Annotated in this window: 9 protein-coding genes; 4 read left to right on the top strand and 5 right to left on the bottom strand. The window is 69.5% G+C overall.

Features of this window, described 5'->3' with window-relative positions; genetic code table 11:
• Positions 1-64: 64 nt before the first annotated feature.
• From M2271_RS19500 to M2271_RS19490, 3 genes are all read right to left on the bottom strand, one after another.
• The gene (locus tag M2271_RS19500; RefSeq protein ID WP_280888531.1) at positions 65-6,541 is read right to left on the bottom strand and encodes a type I polyketide synthase; all 6,477 of its coding nucleotides are present in this window, start codon (positions 6,539-6,541) and stop codon (positions 65-67) included.
• A 192-nt stretch (positions 6,542-6,733) separates the two neighbouring features.
• Positions 6,734-8,017 (bottom strand): beta-ketoacyl synthase N-terminal-like domain-containing protein, encoded by a 1,284-nt coding sequence (locus M2271_RS19495; RefSeq protein WP_280888654.1) that lies wholly within the window; start codon positions 8,015-8,017, stop codon positions 6,734-6,736.
• 210 nt (positions 8,018-8,227) lie between these two features.
• The gene (locus M2271_RS19490; RefSeq protein ID WP_280888530.1) at positions 8,228-8,437 is read right to left on the bottom strand and encodes a DUF5988 family protein; all 210 of its coding nucleotides are present in this window, start codon (positions 8,435-8,437) and stop codon (positions 8,228-8,230) included.
• A gap of 880 nt (positions 8,438-9,317) precedes the next feature.
• On the opposite strand from M2271_RS19490, the gene M2271_RS19485 reads away from it, so the two are divergent.
• From M2271_RS19485 to M2271_RS19470, 4 genes are all read left to right on the top strand, one after another.
• Positions 9,318-9,671, top strand: a complete 354-nt coding sequence (locus M2271_RS19485; protein WP_280888529.1) for a hypothetical protein — start codon at positions 9,318-9,320, stop codon at positions 9,669-9,671.
• A gap of 939 nt (positions 9,672-10,610) precedes the next feature.
• On the top strand, positions 10,611-11,879 hold the full coding sequence (locus M2271_RS19480) for an SGNH/GDSL hydrolase family protein (RefSeq protein ID WP_280888528.1): 1,269 nt from the start codon (positions 10,611-10,613) through the stop codon (positions 11,877-11,879).
• Between the two features lie 409 nt (positions 11,880-12,288).
• Positions 12,289-12,894: a hypothetical protein gene (locus tag M2271_RS19475; protein WP_280888527.1), complete on the top strand. Its 606-nt coding sequence runs from the start codon at positions 12,289-12,291 to the stop codon at positions 12,892-12,894.
• Positions 12,895-13,128: 234 nt separating this feature from the next.
• The gene (locus tag M2271_RS19470) at positions 13,129-13,317 is read left to right on the top strand and encodes a hypothetical protein (protein WP_280888526.1); all 189 of its coding nucleotides are present in this window, start codon (positions 13,129-13,131) and stop codon (positions 13,315-13,317) included.
• 43 nt (positions 13,318-13,360) lie between these two features.
• Here M2271_RS19470 and M2271_RS19465 read toward each other — a convergent pair whose 3' ends face one another.
• The gene (locus tag M2271_RS19465; protein ID WP_280888653.1) at positions 13,361-14,341 is read right to left on the bottom strand and encodes a phosphotransferase; all 981 of its coding nucleotides are present in this window, start codon (positions 14,339-14,341) and stop codon (positions 13,361-13,363) included.
• 109 nt (positions 14,342-14,450) lie between these two features.
• A complete protein-coding gene (locus tag M2271_RS19460; protein WP_280888525.1) occupies positions 14,451-14,795 on the bottom strand; it encodes a recombinase family protein in 345 nt (114 codons plus the stop codon).
• Between the last annotated feature and the right edge of the window lie 29 nt (positions 14,796-14,824).

The raw sequence follows: 14,824 nt of genomic DNA, 5'->3' as shown, positions 1-14,824 counted from the left end.
GGCCCGGGTGCTCAGCGTCACGGAGATCGCCCCCGGTGCCGGGTGCCGGCCCCGGGTGCGCGCCTCACGACAGATCCAGTCCCATCTTGTTGGACAGGGCAGTGGCGAGTGCCGCGATCGTGGGGTGTTTCCAGACGAAGTTGCTCGCGAGTCTGATGCCGAGTCCTGACTCCAGCCGGGTGCGCAGTTCTATGGCCAGCAGTGAGTCGAAGCCAAGACTGCGCAACGGCGTCTGGGGGTCCAGTCGTGCGCTGCCGAGCTGCAGGACGGTGCCCATCTGCTCGGCGAGGTAGGCCTCCAGGGCTGTTCGCTGAGCGAGAGGGGAGTCATGTTGTGTCAGGCGGGCGCGGATGTCGGCTGCGGTGACGCGTTCACCGCTCGGTGATGTGGTGTCCTGAGCCTGGTGGCCGTCCACCAGGCTTGCGAAGAAGGAAGCGTGGCGGACCGCGGGCAGGATCCACGATTCTGGTCGGCCGGGCAGGACACCCGTGGCGACCCGCCGGTGGGTGAGCAGTGCCTCGAGCGCACGGAGACCGTCCTCGGTGGGAATCGTCTCGTAGCCGCGGTCGGCGAAGTCGGTTGCCGTGCCGGTCTGCCCCCATGGCCCCCAGTTGACGGCCAGGGTGGGCAGTCCTCGGGCGGTCCGCCAGAGGGCGAAGGCATCCAGCCAGGCGTTGGCGGCAGCGTACGCGCCCTGGCCCGGGTTGCCCAGGAGCGAAGCCATGGAGGAGTAGAGCACGAACCAGTCGACTGTGTGCGCCGCGAGGGCCTGGTGGAGGCGCCATGCCGCGGTGACCTTGGGCCGCCAGACACGTTCAAGCTGTTCGTCGGTGATGTTGGTGAGGGCAGCGTCGTCGAGGACCATCGCCGAGTGCACCACTCCTCGCAACGGCAGTCCGCCCGCTGTCGCGGCGGACACGAGCCGTTCGGCCACTCCGGGCCGGGCGGCGTCCCCCAGTTCGACGGTGATGCGGGCGCCGGAAGCACGGAGCTGGGCCAGCCTGGTTTCGGCTGCCTCGCCGGGCGGCGTACGGCCGTTGAGGACGATGTGCCCGGCGCCCAGTTCGGCCAGGCGGGCCGCCGTGGCCAGACCCACGCCCCGCAGTCCCCCCGTGATGATGTAGGCGCTGTCGGAGCGGACCGGCGAGGGAGGTTCGGCGTGGCAGGCCGTCGTCTCCCCTTGCTGGGGCAGGGTCAGGACGAGCTTGCCGATATGGCCGGCGCCCGCCATGAGACGGAACGCGTCCGTGGCCTCGGCCAGCGGGAACTCCCGGTGCGGCAGCGGCTGGAGGTGGCCTGCGTCGAACAGACCCATGACCTCGTGCAAGAGGTCCTGGAACATCTCAGGGCGCTTTTGCTGGAGTTCGATGAGGTCGACGCTGCTGAAGGTCACGTTGTGCCGGAACGGCGCCAGCCCGAGGGACGCGTCGGCGAGAATGTCGCGGACACCCAGCTCGACGAACCGGCCGAAGGGACGCAGCGCCTCGAGACCGGCTCGGATCGCCGGCCCCGAGAGGGAGTTGAGCACGACGTCGACGCCTTCGCCTCCGGTCGCCTCGCGGGTCTGCTCGGTGAAGTCCAGCGAACGGGAGTCCATGACGTGTCGGACGCCCATGCCGCGCAGGTACCCGCGTTTCTCGTCGTTCCCGGCGGTGGCGAAGATCTCGGCCCCCAGATGCCGGGCAACGGCGACCGCGGCCAGGCCCGTGCCGCCGGTGGCGGAGTGGATCAGTACCCGTTCGCCTTCGGCGAGACGCGCCACATAACGCAGGGCGTACCAGGCGGTGAGAAACGCCGTCGGGATGGCCGCCGCGGCCATCGCGTCGACGCCGTTCGGCACGGGGACCACGGCATCGGCGCGGACCGTCGTGAACGAGCCGAACGCGCCACCGGCGAGATCCACGGCCAGGACGGTGTCTCCGACGCGGACGTGCTCGACGCCGGGTCCGACAGCAGTCACCGTCCCTGTGCACTCGAATCCGATACGGTCCCCGCCGCCCGCGCAGAGGTCTGCGGCCGGCAGGAGTCCCATGACGGTGAGGACATCGCGGAAGTTCACTCCCGCCGCGCGCACCTGAAGCTCCACCTCTCCCGGACCCGGTGTGTGCTGTTCGCCCACCACCAGACGCAGGGAGCCGAGGTCCGCGGCCCGGCCCGCGCGGAGCCGGAAGCGGTCCACGCCGTAGCGCACCGTGCGGGCGGTCGCGGTCAGTCGTTCCGTGTCCGTCAGTGGGGCCGGGACAAGGCGGGCCACACGGCGGTCCGCGCCTCGCACGGCCATCTCGTCGCCGGGGGCCCCGCTCAGCAGGAGGCCGACCGCTTGCCGAAGGTCGTCCGACCGTCCCATGTCGAGGAGCGTGGGACGCAACTGTGGGTGCTCATGGGCCAGGACACGCATCAGGCCCCGGAGCGGGCTCTGGGCGGGGTCGGCCGTCTCACCCGGTTCGACGGCGCGGGCGCCGCGCGTGATGACGTACAGCCTCGGAGACAGAGAGCAGTTCGCGACCGCCTGGACAAGACTCAGGAGCCGCCGAGTGCGCTCCAGAGCGTCCACCGTGGGATCGGCGGCCGGCTCGGCGGCGCCTGCTGACTCGTCGGGAGCGGGCTGGTCGGCGCCGGAAACCGCCGGCCCGCCGGCCGGCGCGCACAGGAACACCACCGCACGAGGCGGATCGGCGAGTTCCCGTTCGACAAGACGGGCCCGCAGCGCGGAGACACGGTGCTCGTCTTCCGGAAGGACGACGGCCCGGGCGGTGCTCCCGGACACGCGGAGGGCTTCGGCGAGCGTCTCCGCCTGCGTGCCGCTCTCACCCACCACCAGCCAGGTAGCGGCCGGTGCGCGGTCCGCGTTCGTGGCGGGCGAGGCATGGGCGGCCGGTGCGGGCTGCCAGTCGATGGCGTAGAACCATCGATCGAGGTCGGCGTTCGCGCTGACTTCGCGCTGCAACAGGCGCAGGTCGTTCAGGGCGATCACCGTATGTCCGTCATCGGTCAACAGCCGGATGTCCGCGGTGATGCCATCAGGCTGTTTCCGCGTGATCGTGGCGTGTCCGTGGACCACCGCGGCGGGATCGCCGTGGATGCGCAGGGACCCCGCGCCGATGGGGAGGACCAGGCCGCTCGCGGTCTCGTCGCGTGTCAGTGAAGCCACTGCCAGCTGGGCGCACAGGTCCACGAGTACCGGATGGACGCACAGGGAGCCTGGAGTGGGGCCGGCCGCGGGCGGGACGGCGACCCGTGCCCAGACACTGTCACCGGTGGACGACAGACGCAGTTCGCTGATCCCCATGAACGCGGCTCCGTGGTGAAGGCCGCGCGAGCGCAGACGCTGGTACACGGCCGCGGCGGGCACGGCGACGGGGTGTTCCGCGACCAGGGCGTGTACAGAGACGGGTGCGAGTCCCCGCGGTGGTGCGCTCCGAGTCAGGGTGGCACTGGCGTGCAGGATCCACTGCCCCTGGTCGGCGTCGCCTTGACCCTCCTCATCGCTGTCATCACGTGCGAAGACCTCGCAGGTGACGCGGTCCGGGGTGGTCACATCCGCCGTCATGGTGATCTCGGAGCGGTCGGTCAGGGGAAGCAGTTCGTGGAAGGCGATGTCACGGACCTCCACCTGCCGCGGCGGGGCGTCGAAGACCTGGCAGGCGGCGGTCAGCGCGAGAGCGCAGTAGGCGGCTCCGGGAAGAACCACCGCGTTGTTGACCTGGTGGTCGGCCAGCCACGGGTGGGCGCGCGTCCCGGCCTCTGCCCGCCAGGTGTGCCGCACGGGACGGCCCGGTACCTTCCAGTGGCTTCCGGGCAGGAGACCGGGGACGCCGCCCGCCTCGGAATCCGCCCGGAGGACGGAGTTTACGGAAGGTCTGTCGTCATCAGGCCGATCGCTCGGATCCACCCAGTGCCGTTTACGGTCGAAGGTGATCACGGGCACATCCGCGAGGGCGCCGCCCGCGTACAGTACGGCCCAGTCGACGGGCACGCCCGCGCAGTGCAGAACGGCGAGCCCCGTGCGGAAAGTGACCTGCTCGCTTTCGCCGCGCCGAAGTGTCGGCACCACGACGGGGGCGTCGACCAGTCCCCTCAGGCTGCCCGTGACGGCCTGCGTGACGACCGGATGCGGGGACACCTCCACATACACCGTGTTCCGGTCCGCGGCGGCCGCGCGGACAGCGTCCGCGAAACGCACCGGTCGGCGCAGGTTCCGGCACCAGTACTCGGCATCGAAGGCCGGGACCGTGCGCGGGTCCTCCAGGACAGTCGAATAGAACGGAACGACGGGCGGCCGAGGCGTCAAGTCGGCCAGAGATGCCGCCAGTTCATCCAACAGCGGGTCCACCTGGGGAGAGTGCGAGGCGACGTCCACAGCGATCGGACGAGCGGGCACGCCGCGGGCGTCCCAGCGCTCGACCAGGCGCTCCACGACGGCGGGGTCGCCGGCCACAACGGTGGAACCGGGCGCGGCCATGACGGCGACGGAGACCGATGCCTCGGCGTCGGCGGCTGCCAGGTCCGCCTCGACCTCGGCTCGGCCCAGAGCGACGGTCGCCATCGCGCCGGCACCCGCGATACGAGTCAGCAGGGCGGACCGACGGCAGATCACCCGGACGCCGTCCTGCAGGGACAGCGCCCCGGCGACGACGGCGGCGGCGACCTCGCCCATGGAGTGACCCACGACCCCGGCGGGTTCCACGCCGTAGGCCCGCCACGTCGCGGCCAGCGCGATCTGCACGGCGAACAGCACCGGTTGCACACGTCCGCACCCGGTCACCGCCCTGTCCTCCCGCACGATGTCGAGTACGGAGAAACCGGCCTCGGCGGCGATCAGCGGTTCGATCTCGGACAGGGCAGCGGCGAATGCCGGTTCGTGCGCGAGGAAGTTGCGGGCCATGCCCGGCCACTGGGAGCCTTGCCCGGAGAACACCCACACCGGCCGCCTGCACACACCGGCCGCCACCGCCCCCGACACCGCGCCCGGCACCGCCTGCCCGGCATCGAACGACCGCAGGGCGCGGACGAAACCCGTGCGCGAGGACGCCACGACGCCGAGCCGACCGCGTCCTGCCGGTCGGCGCAGCGCGAGGGTGTGGGCCACGTCGCCGAGCGGGACGCCCGCGCCCGTGCCCTCGAGCCAGTCCGCGAGCCGCCGCGCCGCCGCGGGCAAGGCATCGGCGGAGCCCGCCGACACCAGCAGGACATGCGATTCCGCGGCCCCCGCACGCGCCTTCCGCGGGCTCGGCAGGCGGCGCACGGCTGCGGCAGGCGCCTGTTCCAGCACTACGTGGACATTTGTCCCGGCGAACCCGAACGAGGACACGGCGGCCAGCCGGACCGTGGTCCGCGTGGGCCAGTCCGTCAGCCGGTCAGGCACGAAGAAACGTGTGCCCTCGGCGGTGATGGCCGGATTCCAGCGGGTGAAGTGCAGGCTCGCCGGGACGACACCCTGCTGAAGACACATCACCGCCTTCAGCAGACCGGTGACGCCCGCAGCAGGTTCCAGGTGCCCCAGATTGGTCTTCACGGAGCCCAGCGCGCAGCGGTCCCGGCCCCTTCCGTAGACGCGGGCCAGGCTCGTGAACTCCACCGGGTCGCCGACCGGCGTGCCCGTGCCGTGCGCTTCGATCATGCCCACCTCACCGGGGTCGACCCCGGCACGGGCCAGCGTCTCCCGGAACAGCGCCTCCTGGGCCGCCGCCGACGGTGCGGCCAGACCGTCCGAGCGGCCGTCCTGGTTCACGGCCGAGCCCCGGACCACGGCCCAGATCCGATCGCCGTCCCGCACGGCATCCCGCAGACGCTTCAACACGACGACCGCGCATCCCTCACCGCGTACGAAACCGTCGGCCGCCGCGTCGAACGCGCGGCAGCGCCCCGTCGGGGAGAGCATGCCCATCCGGACGAACGACCGCGTGGTCCTGGAGGAGAGCATCAAGGTGACGCCGCCGGCGAGCGCAACGTCGCACTCCCCGTTCCGCAGGGCCTGTGCTGCCAGGTGCAAGGCGACCAGCGAGGACGAGCACGCGGTGTCCAGAGCCACCGACGGGCCGTGCAGACCGAGCAGGTAGGAGATGCGCCCCGGCGCGAGGCAGTGACCGTTCGTCAGCACCGCCCCCTCCAACTCCTTGGGATGCCCGGCCAGCCGGTCCATGTAGTCGGTATAGCTCAGCCCGGTGTACACCCCGGTCGGCGTCCCCGCGAGGCCGTCGGGGGGCAGCCCCGCATGCTCCAGCGCCTCCCAGGACACCTCGAGGAGCAGCCGATGCTGGGGGTCCAGGACGTCCGCCTCCCGTCCTGAGACACCGAAGAACGCCGCGTCGAAACCGGAGACGTCCCTCAGCCAGCCGCCCTGCCGAGGCAGCGCGGCGTCCCGCGCCCGTCCGACTTCCGTGCGGGTGGGCGGCGGGTCACCGACCGCGTCCTGCCCCGCGGCCAGCAGCCGCCACAGGGCGTCGGGCGAGTCGGCGTCCCCTGGCAGCCGGCATCCCATGCCGATCACGGCGACACGCCCGTCACCACCGGCAGTTGAACCAGTTCCGTTCTGTTCCACGAGTTCTTCCTTCCGCTGTCGTTGTCGCTTCGCTGATCTGGAGGTGACGGTGCCGCCGCGACCGGCCTTGGCGGCCGGAGCCGGCAAGGAAAATCGACCCGGTCTCGCGTGCCTCTGCCTCTCCGGACGGCACCGCGAGGCCGGGATGCCGAGAGGGGGAATGCGCGAGCGCCCGGGAACAGGCACGTGCCATCAGACGGCGTCCGGGCTGCCGACGAGAATCACGCTCTTCACCCCGCCGATCTGGTAGTTGCAGGTCAGCGCGTAGTCGAAGTCGAGAGGCCTGCTGCTCGTGCCGGCAACGGGGTCGAACGGCAGCCCTTCGGCCGGCTCTTCACAGTTCGCCGTGGGACACACCTGGCTCCGGCCCATCATCAGCAGGCTCAGTGCGACCCCAAGGCAGCCCGACGGCGCGCCGTTGTGACCGAAGCAGGCCTCCTGTGACGTCATCACCAGGCCGCTGTCGGCGCCGTAGAGCCGCCTGACGGCATTCGACTCGAAAGCGGTGACCACCACGTCGCCGTCGCTTCCGCCGTGGATGTAGGGCACCTGAGCGATGTCCCACCGTTCCCCCAGACACTGGTGGACGGCCTCCACCAGAGCGGCTCCGCTGTCGTCGCTCGCCAAGGGATTCGCCAGGCCGTCCCGGGTCATGGCATGCGCCAGCACCTGCCCGTAGGCGCGGGCACCTCGCTCTTCGGCGTGCTTGCGGGACTCCAGGACGAGGGTCGCCGCGCCCTCGCCGTGATTCACGCAGTCCGCCCGACGGTCGTACGGGCGCATCAGGCGGTCGAAGGACGGCAGGAGCTCCGGCATACCGGCCACCCGCACGGCCTCGTAGGCGCCCTGGACGGAGCGCAGCAGCCGCTGGACATTCAGGATGACGTCCACACCGAAGAGATCCACCCCTGAGACGACAGCCAGATCGATCACGCCGTCGGCGATCATCCGCCGAGCGTTGCCGACCTGGACCGCGGACGAGGCACATCCGCACGACACGGTGAAGGACGGGCCGGTGGACCGGAGGAGGGCACCCTGCACCAGGGAGACATCGGACGGTGTGAGGCCCTGCTGGCCCCGGACGAACAGCTCCATCGCCTCCTGCGGGCTGGTCGTCAGCGGGTCGGCCTCGAGCACCGCCAGATAGGGGCCGACATTGGCGTCCACCCCGCCCCGCCCGGCCAGAACGGCCGCTCCGGTCAGGTCACCGGCGCGGAAGTCCAGCCCGGCATCCGCGCAGGCCTCCACCAACGAGACCAGACCGAATCTGTGGGCGTTGGTGTAGTGCCGGGAGAACGCCGCCGGGATGTCCGGCAACCTTGCTTCGAACATGGCCGGTGAAAGGTCGACGGCACCGTAGTAGACGTCGCCGCGCGCCAGACACGACGCGCCACGCGACGCGACGTCCCAGACGTCGGCCGCGCTGAACACAGGCCGGCTCCCACCCGGCAGGCAGAACCCCATACCGGTGACCATGACGTCACGTGCGCTCACTCCGCCGCGGACTGGTCCTGCGGATGCCCCGTTTCCCGGCGGCGGGCAAAGGGTGTTGTTCATGTGAACCTCCAGTAAGCCGTTGACGATGTGCTCGGGCGCTCTGGCGCTCTGGCGTAAAGGGAAAGCAGAACGCGGTATCTGTCTTTCGGTGAGCCCCGCTCACCGTCGGCTGCGAAGGTGACGGGCGGTCTATTCCGCTCCGGGTGTATGACGAGCCCAGCAGTACACCGGCATCGGGCCCTCACCGATGTCGGCATACTCACCACTGAATTCGTAGTGCTCACAGCCGCTGCCGTACGCGATTTTCACCGGGGCGCCCGTTCCGTCGAACGGAGCGTTCACCACCTGTGGAGCATCGCTCGGACCACCCTTGAGCAGCACGAGCCTGGCGAAGGACATGGGAGTATCACTCCTACGGCGTGGGAAGGTTGAGAGAGCTCCGCCGGGTGACGCACCGGTAAGAGGAGTTCAGAGTCTTACTAAGTTAGGCCCTGGAAGGGGCTGGGGAAACCGGGCATCGGAGCGCAATAAGGGCGTGCGATCACAAAAACTTCCCGCGCGTCGGCCGGTATACGACCGAGATGCCCGCAGATCGGATCGCACTCCGGCGTACGCCTACGGACGGAATTGACACAGCGTGAGCCGATCGAAGTCCGCCCCTCTCCGCAGGCCGCTGCGAAATTGTATGTTGATCCTCGTTTTCTTCGACGGCAGCAGAGTGGGACCGTGAGTCCGAAAAAGTCAGGAGTTCGCATCACCGGCTGCGAAAGGGGCAGTCTTCAGGCCCGGCGAGATGGGCGCCGTGACGTTCTCTGCCGCAATGATCCGGTCCGCGTCCGGTCGACGCGTCCAGCCGCTCCACGAGGTTCGCTTCCTCGCCCGGAGCCCGGAGCCCGGAGCCGCTGACGTAGATCAGCCGCGAAGCGATCGCGTCCCGCTTGAACTCCTCCCCTTCGCCAGGACCGTGACCCTGGCGTCCAGGACTCCACCGAACGCAGAACAGCTCACACCGTCGGCCTGCTGTGCCATGGCCGGCCGTCGTCATCGTCACCTGCGGGCGGCTTCTTCCACTCCGTCCGGTCCCGTCCGTAAAACATGCCTCTCAGTGGACATTTCCGTAAGTGACAGGATCGATCGCCATATTCGGACCTCTTTAGAGAGAGGTGTAACGCGGTGGCGCGTGCAAGGCGCAGAAGTAGGAGAAACGGGTCGCTGTTCGAGGCTGAATCTCAGTCCGGGGCGGCCTGCCGACCGAGAACACGCGCCAGATCGGATTTTTGTGAACAGCACCGACCCCGTTTCCGGATACCAGACCTACGACCAGTCCCCGGGGCCCGACCGCTCCACGCGTAGCCAGGCCACTACACGGCGGACAGCCCTTGCCATCTGCACGATCGCTGACATTGCGGCCGGTTTTCTGGGACTGTGGATCGTGCTCTACCTGCTCGACGCCAACCAGGCGAACCCATTCGTTGAGTTCGTGCGCGGAACGGCGGACTGGCTGTCCGGGTGGGCGCAGGATATTTTCACCATGGACACAGAGAGCCTACGTGTTGTCCTCAATTGCGGTCTGCCGGCCGTCATATATTTGCTGATCGGTCACGGGATTGCTGCCCGGCTCAACCGTGCCTGACGGAATTGCGGGCACTCATCCAAGCCATAGTGAGCACGACATCGGAAGGAACCGCGCTGTGACACCGGCCCCCAGCGGAAGCGATCACGTACCGATCTATGAGGACTTGGTGCGTGAACGTGGTGACGTCGTGGCCGAGGCTCAGATGGCCGCCGAGCATACGCAGCACCGAGCAGTGGAGCTGCTGGGCAGAGAACATGCCGACCAGCGGTAGCTGCCAACGGCCTGACAGGGATTGACCTCGCCGACGGTGGCGGCGGATCGATCGGCCCGCGCTCAGGTCCTCGCGATGATCGAAGAACGCTCCGGCCCCTTCGCGGACGCCGACATGGGCCGGCTGGCGGTGGGACCAGGCCTGGCCCGCCCCGTGCCTGCCGTAATCGACTGCTGCCACAGAGAGGGCTGCACCACCATGGGGCTGAACCCTTGGCTGGATGGTTGCGCCCAGGGGACTGCCCCTCGCGTCAGTCCACGTGTGCGCCATGCTGCGGTCGTCGACCGCAGCGGCTATTTGCCTGAACGCTGCCGGGTGCGTCGTTGCCGACTGTCATTCCACTGCCCAGTTCACCCTCGCCGCCGGGTTCGCCGCACATAGATCGGGCGGGCCTGACCGGCGCGGCCTTCATGGCCGTTGACGAGTTGCTGTCGCCCTCCCGCCTCCCGCGCTGGATCGATGACGGTTCCCCGGCCGGCCTCGCCGCCGCCATACATAGCTGAAGCCCTACTGGAACGGCGGATTCCTACCAGCAACAGGCCAGGAAGACTGCCTGAAACCAGCGTCGCGGCCTCTCAGGCTCTCTCCAGAGACTGAGGTTCACATACGTGACCGTAGTTCAACCCATTGACGCATCCGATGAATTGCTGATTGTCTGCCAATCGCTCAGCCTCCGGTCGACTCCGCGCACCCCCGGACACGGACTACTGGAAAGGCGAACACGCATGTCCAAGAACCGACACTTACACGCCGCCTTGGTGGCAGTGCTGGCGATCGTCCTGCTGGGGACGGCAGGCGGACTGCCCGCAAGAGCCGAAGCTGGGCCTGCCCCCGCCACCCGCCGCAGTTGGACGGGCACTTGGGAAGCCGCGGCGTCCGGCACCGTCCCGGCCCTGCCCGGCACCTCCATCCGCAATGTCGTCCACATCAGCGCCGGTGGGCGCGCCGCACGCGTCCGTATCACCAACCGGCTCGGCACCGCGCCGCTCGAACTCGGCGCCGTGACCGTGGCGCTGCAGGAGAACGGCGCCCCGAAGAGCCCGAACGCCGTCGCCGGCACCATGCACACCGCCACGTTCCGCGGCGCCGCCTCGGTGACCGTCCCGACCGGCGAGGACGTCGTCACCGATCCTGTGCCGCTCGCGGTCCCCTCCGGCGCCAACCTCCTGATCACGGTGTACACACCGACCGACGCCGGGCCGGCCACATACCACCGGTCGGCCCTGCAGACCAACTTCCTCGCCCCCACCGGCGACCACGCCACCGACGATGACGGATCGGCCTACACCCAGACCACGGGTTCCTGGTACTACGTGACCGGCGTCGACGTGCTCGGCTCGCGCGCCACCGGCAGCGTCGTCACACTCGGCGACTCGATCACCGACGGCTCGGGATCGACCTCCAGCGCCAACCGCCGCTGGCCGGACCGGCTCGCCGAACGGCTGCTCACGCAGCCTCCGAACCGCCGACTCGGGGTCCTGAACGCCGGGATCGCCGGCAACCGCGTCCTGCTCGAAGGCACCGGCCCGAGCGCCTTGTCCCGGCTCGACGCCGACGTCCTCTCCCGCGCCGGGGTGCGCGCGATGATCGTCATGGAGGGCATCAACGACATCAAGGGCAACCCCAACCAGACGGATCCGGCCGCGTTCGAGGACGCCTACCGAGAGATCGTGCGACGGGCCCACGCGCGCGGCATCCGTGTCATCGGCGCCACCATCACCCCCTACGGCGGGAACGGCGGTTACACCGAGGCCCGTGAGACCGTACGGCAGGCGGTGAACGACTTCGTCCGGACCAGCGGACTCTTCGACGCCCTCGTGGACTTCGACGCAGTGGTCCGCGACCCGGCCGACCCCCACCGCATCCTGCCCGCCTACGACAACGGGGACCATCTGCACTTCAACGACGCGGGGTTGAAGGCGATGGGTGACGCCGTCGACCTCGATCACCTCCGCCGCACCTTCGCGAACAGCTACGCACACAGCGCCGCCTGAGCCTCCGTCGGCGACGTCCGCACGGACACCGCGGACGGCACGACGCCGCGTCGGCGTGCCTGTCGACAGGCACGCCGACGCGGCGTCGTGCAGGTCGACCGGGTGGCCCGGCCGACCCGGCGGACCTCGACGCGCTTCGGCGAACCCGGCCGCGATGGTGCCTGGCCCCACCACGCCCCGACGGGTCATCGCCATCTCCTTCTCCTCCTCGACACGAACTCCGCAGCGGCGGTCGGGTGCAGCGTCGATGAAGCGATCACCGGTGAGCTCGTGGTGAGCGAGCTACTGGCCCTGATGTCCACCTCTTCGGTGATTTCGGTAGTACGGCCTGTCGGGCTGCGGCATCGTCGTCTCCAGCGCCCGCGGCGGGTGCACGCTCGGACACAGGTGAAGCAGTTGGAGGGGTGCCATGGGTGAGCGGGAGACGTGGACGACAGAGGAGTTCGGAGCCTCGCATGAGGGCGCGGTCGGTGTCCTCATGGCTGACGGCACCGTTCCGGGCCCCGTCTTCTTCGATATGAGCTCGGGTGGGGGCGGGCAGTCGGTGGCGCAGTGGAGCGTCTACGACGGCCGATTCGCGCACGGGCCGCGGGCGGCCGCGCTGCGCGCGGCGTGTTCCTGCGGCTGGGCCGGGACCGAGCACCCGCTGGACTGGGACGAGATCGGCGACCAGGAGCTGGCCGAGGCGGGGGCCGGCGCGGCGGATGCGTGCATGCGGGACTGGGACGCGCACACCGTCGAGGTGGAGACGTCGGCCGTTGCCCTGCCGGATACGCTCACCGGCTTGCTGAGCCAGTTGGAGGAGGAGATCGAGAAGCTGGCGAAGACCTCACCATTGGCTGCCCTGCGGGCAGCCCGCCGACTGGAGGTGACCGCTGTGCAGGTCGGGTACTGGCCGGCTCACGATGCCCGTCAGGACACGACTGCCGAGCAGGCTGCCGCCGCCCTCGGGCTGGACGAGGACGCGGCGCGCAAGCTGCTGGCTCGCTTCGGCCGCTGGAGCCCTTACCGCTGATCACCCGTCCTCACCCGGGGGGCAGACGCCTCAACGCCCCGAGTGGGTAGTCATCCTGATGGAGCGAGTACGGGAAGAGCGAAGGCACACTTCGAACGCCGAGACCGTACGCCGTGACCTGGCCACCACCGGAGGCGTCATCACCGCGGCCGGGCTGGTCCTCGCGGGCACCTTCGCCGCGCTCGGTCAGACAGCCGACGTGACGGTCGGAGGTCGGCATCGCCAGCGGTCGGCGTGCCGATCGACACGCTGCTCGTCCGCCCTCTTCTCGTCCCGGCGATGAGCACGCTCCTTGGCGATCGGGCCTGGTGGTCCGGCTTCTTGTGGCCGACGATCTCCAAGATCACCCCAGCCCTGGGTTGGTCGAGCATCGTCAGCGAGGAAGTTTCGTTTTCCTTCCTGGCCCCCGACGCAGTGGCCTGACCACACCGGTCAGCTGACCGGCACAAACACGCAGGTCGCATCTTCAACCCGCCGCGACCAGCGCCAGCGCCTCGTTCAGGTGATGCTCGGCGATCCCCCGCATGAACTCCCGGTTGGGGAAGTCCCCGTCGAGCAGGCGCAGCGGGCCGGCTGTCAGCGACAGATGCTGGGTGAGTTTGTAGAGCGCGAGGCGGTCCTCGTCGAGGCCGTCCACCGCCAGCTGCTGATACTGGCTGTCGGGGTGGCGGAGGCGCAGGAACACGTGCTCCCACTCGACGTCGAAGTACAGCAGGTTCTCGATGTCGATCACGACGGGATGGCCGTCTCGGTCGACCATGACGTGGTCCAGGCCCAACTCGCCGTGGACGACGGAGTACTCGGCGCGCGGCCGCACCGCCGCGGTCAGCTGACGCAGCCGCTCCTCCAACTGATCACGGGCGTCGGCGATCCTGTGGTCGCGCTCGGTCGCCTCGGCGAGGCAGCGCAGCGCGAAGGCGAGCGCGGCCTGCTCGCACGACGCCCAATGTGACGTGCCGCCCGCGTCGATCAGGGCCACCTTGCCGAAGGATGGCGCCCGGTGGCCGCGCATCATCTCCAGGCTCTCGGCGAGGCGCGTCATGGCCGGCTCCGCGGCGCGCGGGTCGCGGTTGCGCAGGTCCATCAGGTCCTCGCCGGGCACGTCCTCGACGATTGCCAGGTCGGCCGGGTAGTGGATGCGGTCACGGTCGACCAGGTGGATCTTGAGGACCCGAAGGCCCAACGCCTCCAGCCGCGCGTGAGCAGCCTCGAACAGGTCGAGCCCGACGCCGGGCGAGAACGGGTCGGCGAGGTCGCCATCGTGCTCGGTGATCGGCCAGTAGTTCTCGGAGTCCTCCCACACATAGGCGATCGCCGTCATGGCGTCGTCCATCGTCAGCCGGTAGACGCCCTTCGTGGTGCCGCCCGCGAGTCGCTCGACCGCCTCCAGTCGTCGCCCACCGCCCAGCGCGGCCCGCGCCGCACCCGCCAACTGATCCCGCGTCACTTTCTTGGGTGCCACGCCCGCAACCCGCCTTCCGCCTCGATGACTGGGTCACCCTACGCGAGTCATCGTTCAACGCTGAACGAATTGTTCCGAAGGTGTCATGGATCATTCAAGGACAGGCATTCCCATGCGGTAGGCCATCCCCATGCCGCCGAGTTGGCCCAGACCGGGCAGGCTCGATGTCGTGCAGGCCGATCCCGCGCTCGCGCAGGTCGGCGCCGAGGGTCACCAGGTGCAGGACGGAGCGGGAGAGCCGGTCGAGCCGGGTGACCTTCAGGGTGTCGCCCTCGCGCATCAACTGCATCACGAGGTCGAGCTTGGGGCGGGAGGCTTTCGCGCCGCTGGCGACGTCGACATGGATGTTGTCGCGGTCGACGCCACTACGGAGAAGCGCGTCGATCTGGTGGTCGGGGTTCTGGTCGGCCGTCGAAGGGCGGCAGTAGCCAAGAAGCATTGTCGGAAACTAACGACCGTTCACCGACG

The organism is Streptomyces sp. LBL (genome assembly GCF_029893585.1).
GTDB lineage: Bacteria > Actinomycetota > Actinomycetes > Streptomycetales > Streptomycetaceae > Streptomyces.
Note: the sequence above shows the minus strand (reverse complement) of the source record. Positions and strands in the feature narration are given on the sequence as shown.

Excerpts from the sequence above, each read along its gene's own strand:
- M2271_RS19495 (WP_280888654.1), bottom strand. The coding sequence starts at position 8,017 with ATGGTCACCGGTATGGGGTTCTGCCTGCCGGGTGGGAGCCGGCCTGTG.
- M2271_RS19490 (WP_280888530.1), bottom strand. The coding sequence starts at position 8,437 with ATGTCCTTCGCCAGGCTCGTGCTGCTCAAGGGTGGTCCGAGCGATGCT.
- M2271_RS19480 (WP_280888528.1), top strand. The coding sequence starts at position 10,611 with ATGTCCAAGAACCGACACTTACACGCCGCCTTGGTGGCAGTGCTGGCG.
- M2271_RS19475 (WP_280888527.1), top strand. The coding sequence starts at position 12,289 with ATGGGTGAGCGGGAGACGTGGACGACAGAGGAGTTCGGAGCCTCGCAT.
- M2271_RS19460 (WP_280888525.1), bottom strand. The coding sequence starts at position 14,795 with ATGCTTCTTGGCTACTGCCGCCCTTCGACGGCCGACCAGAACCCCGAC.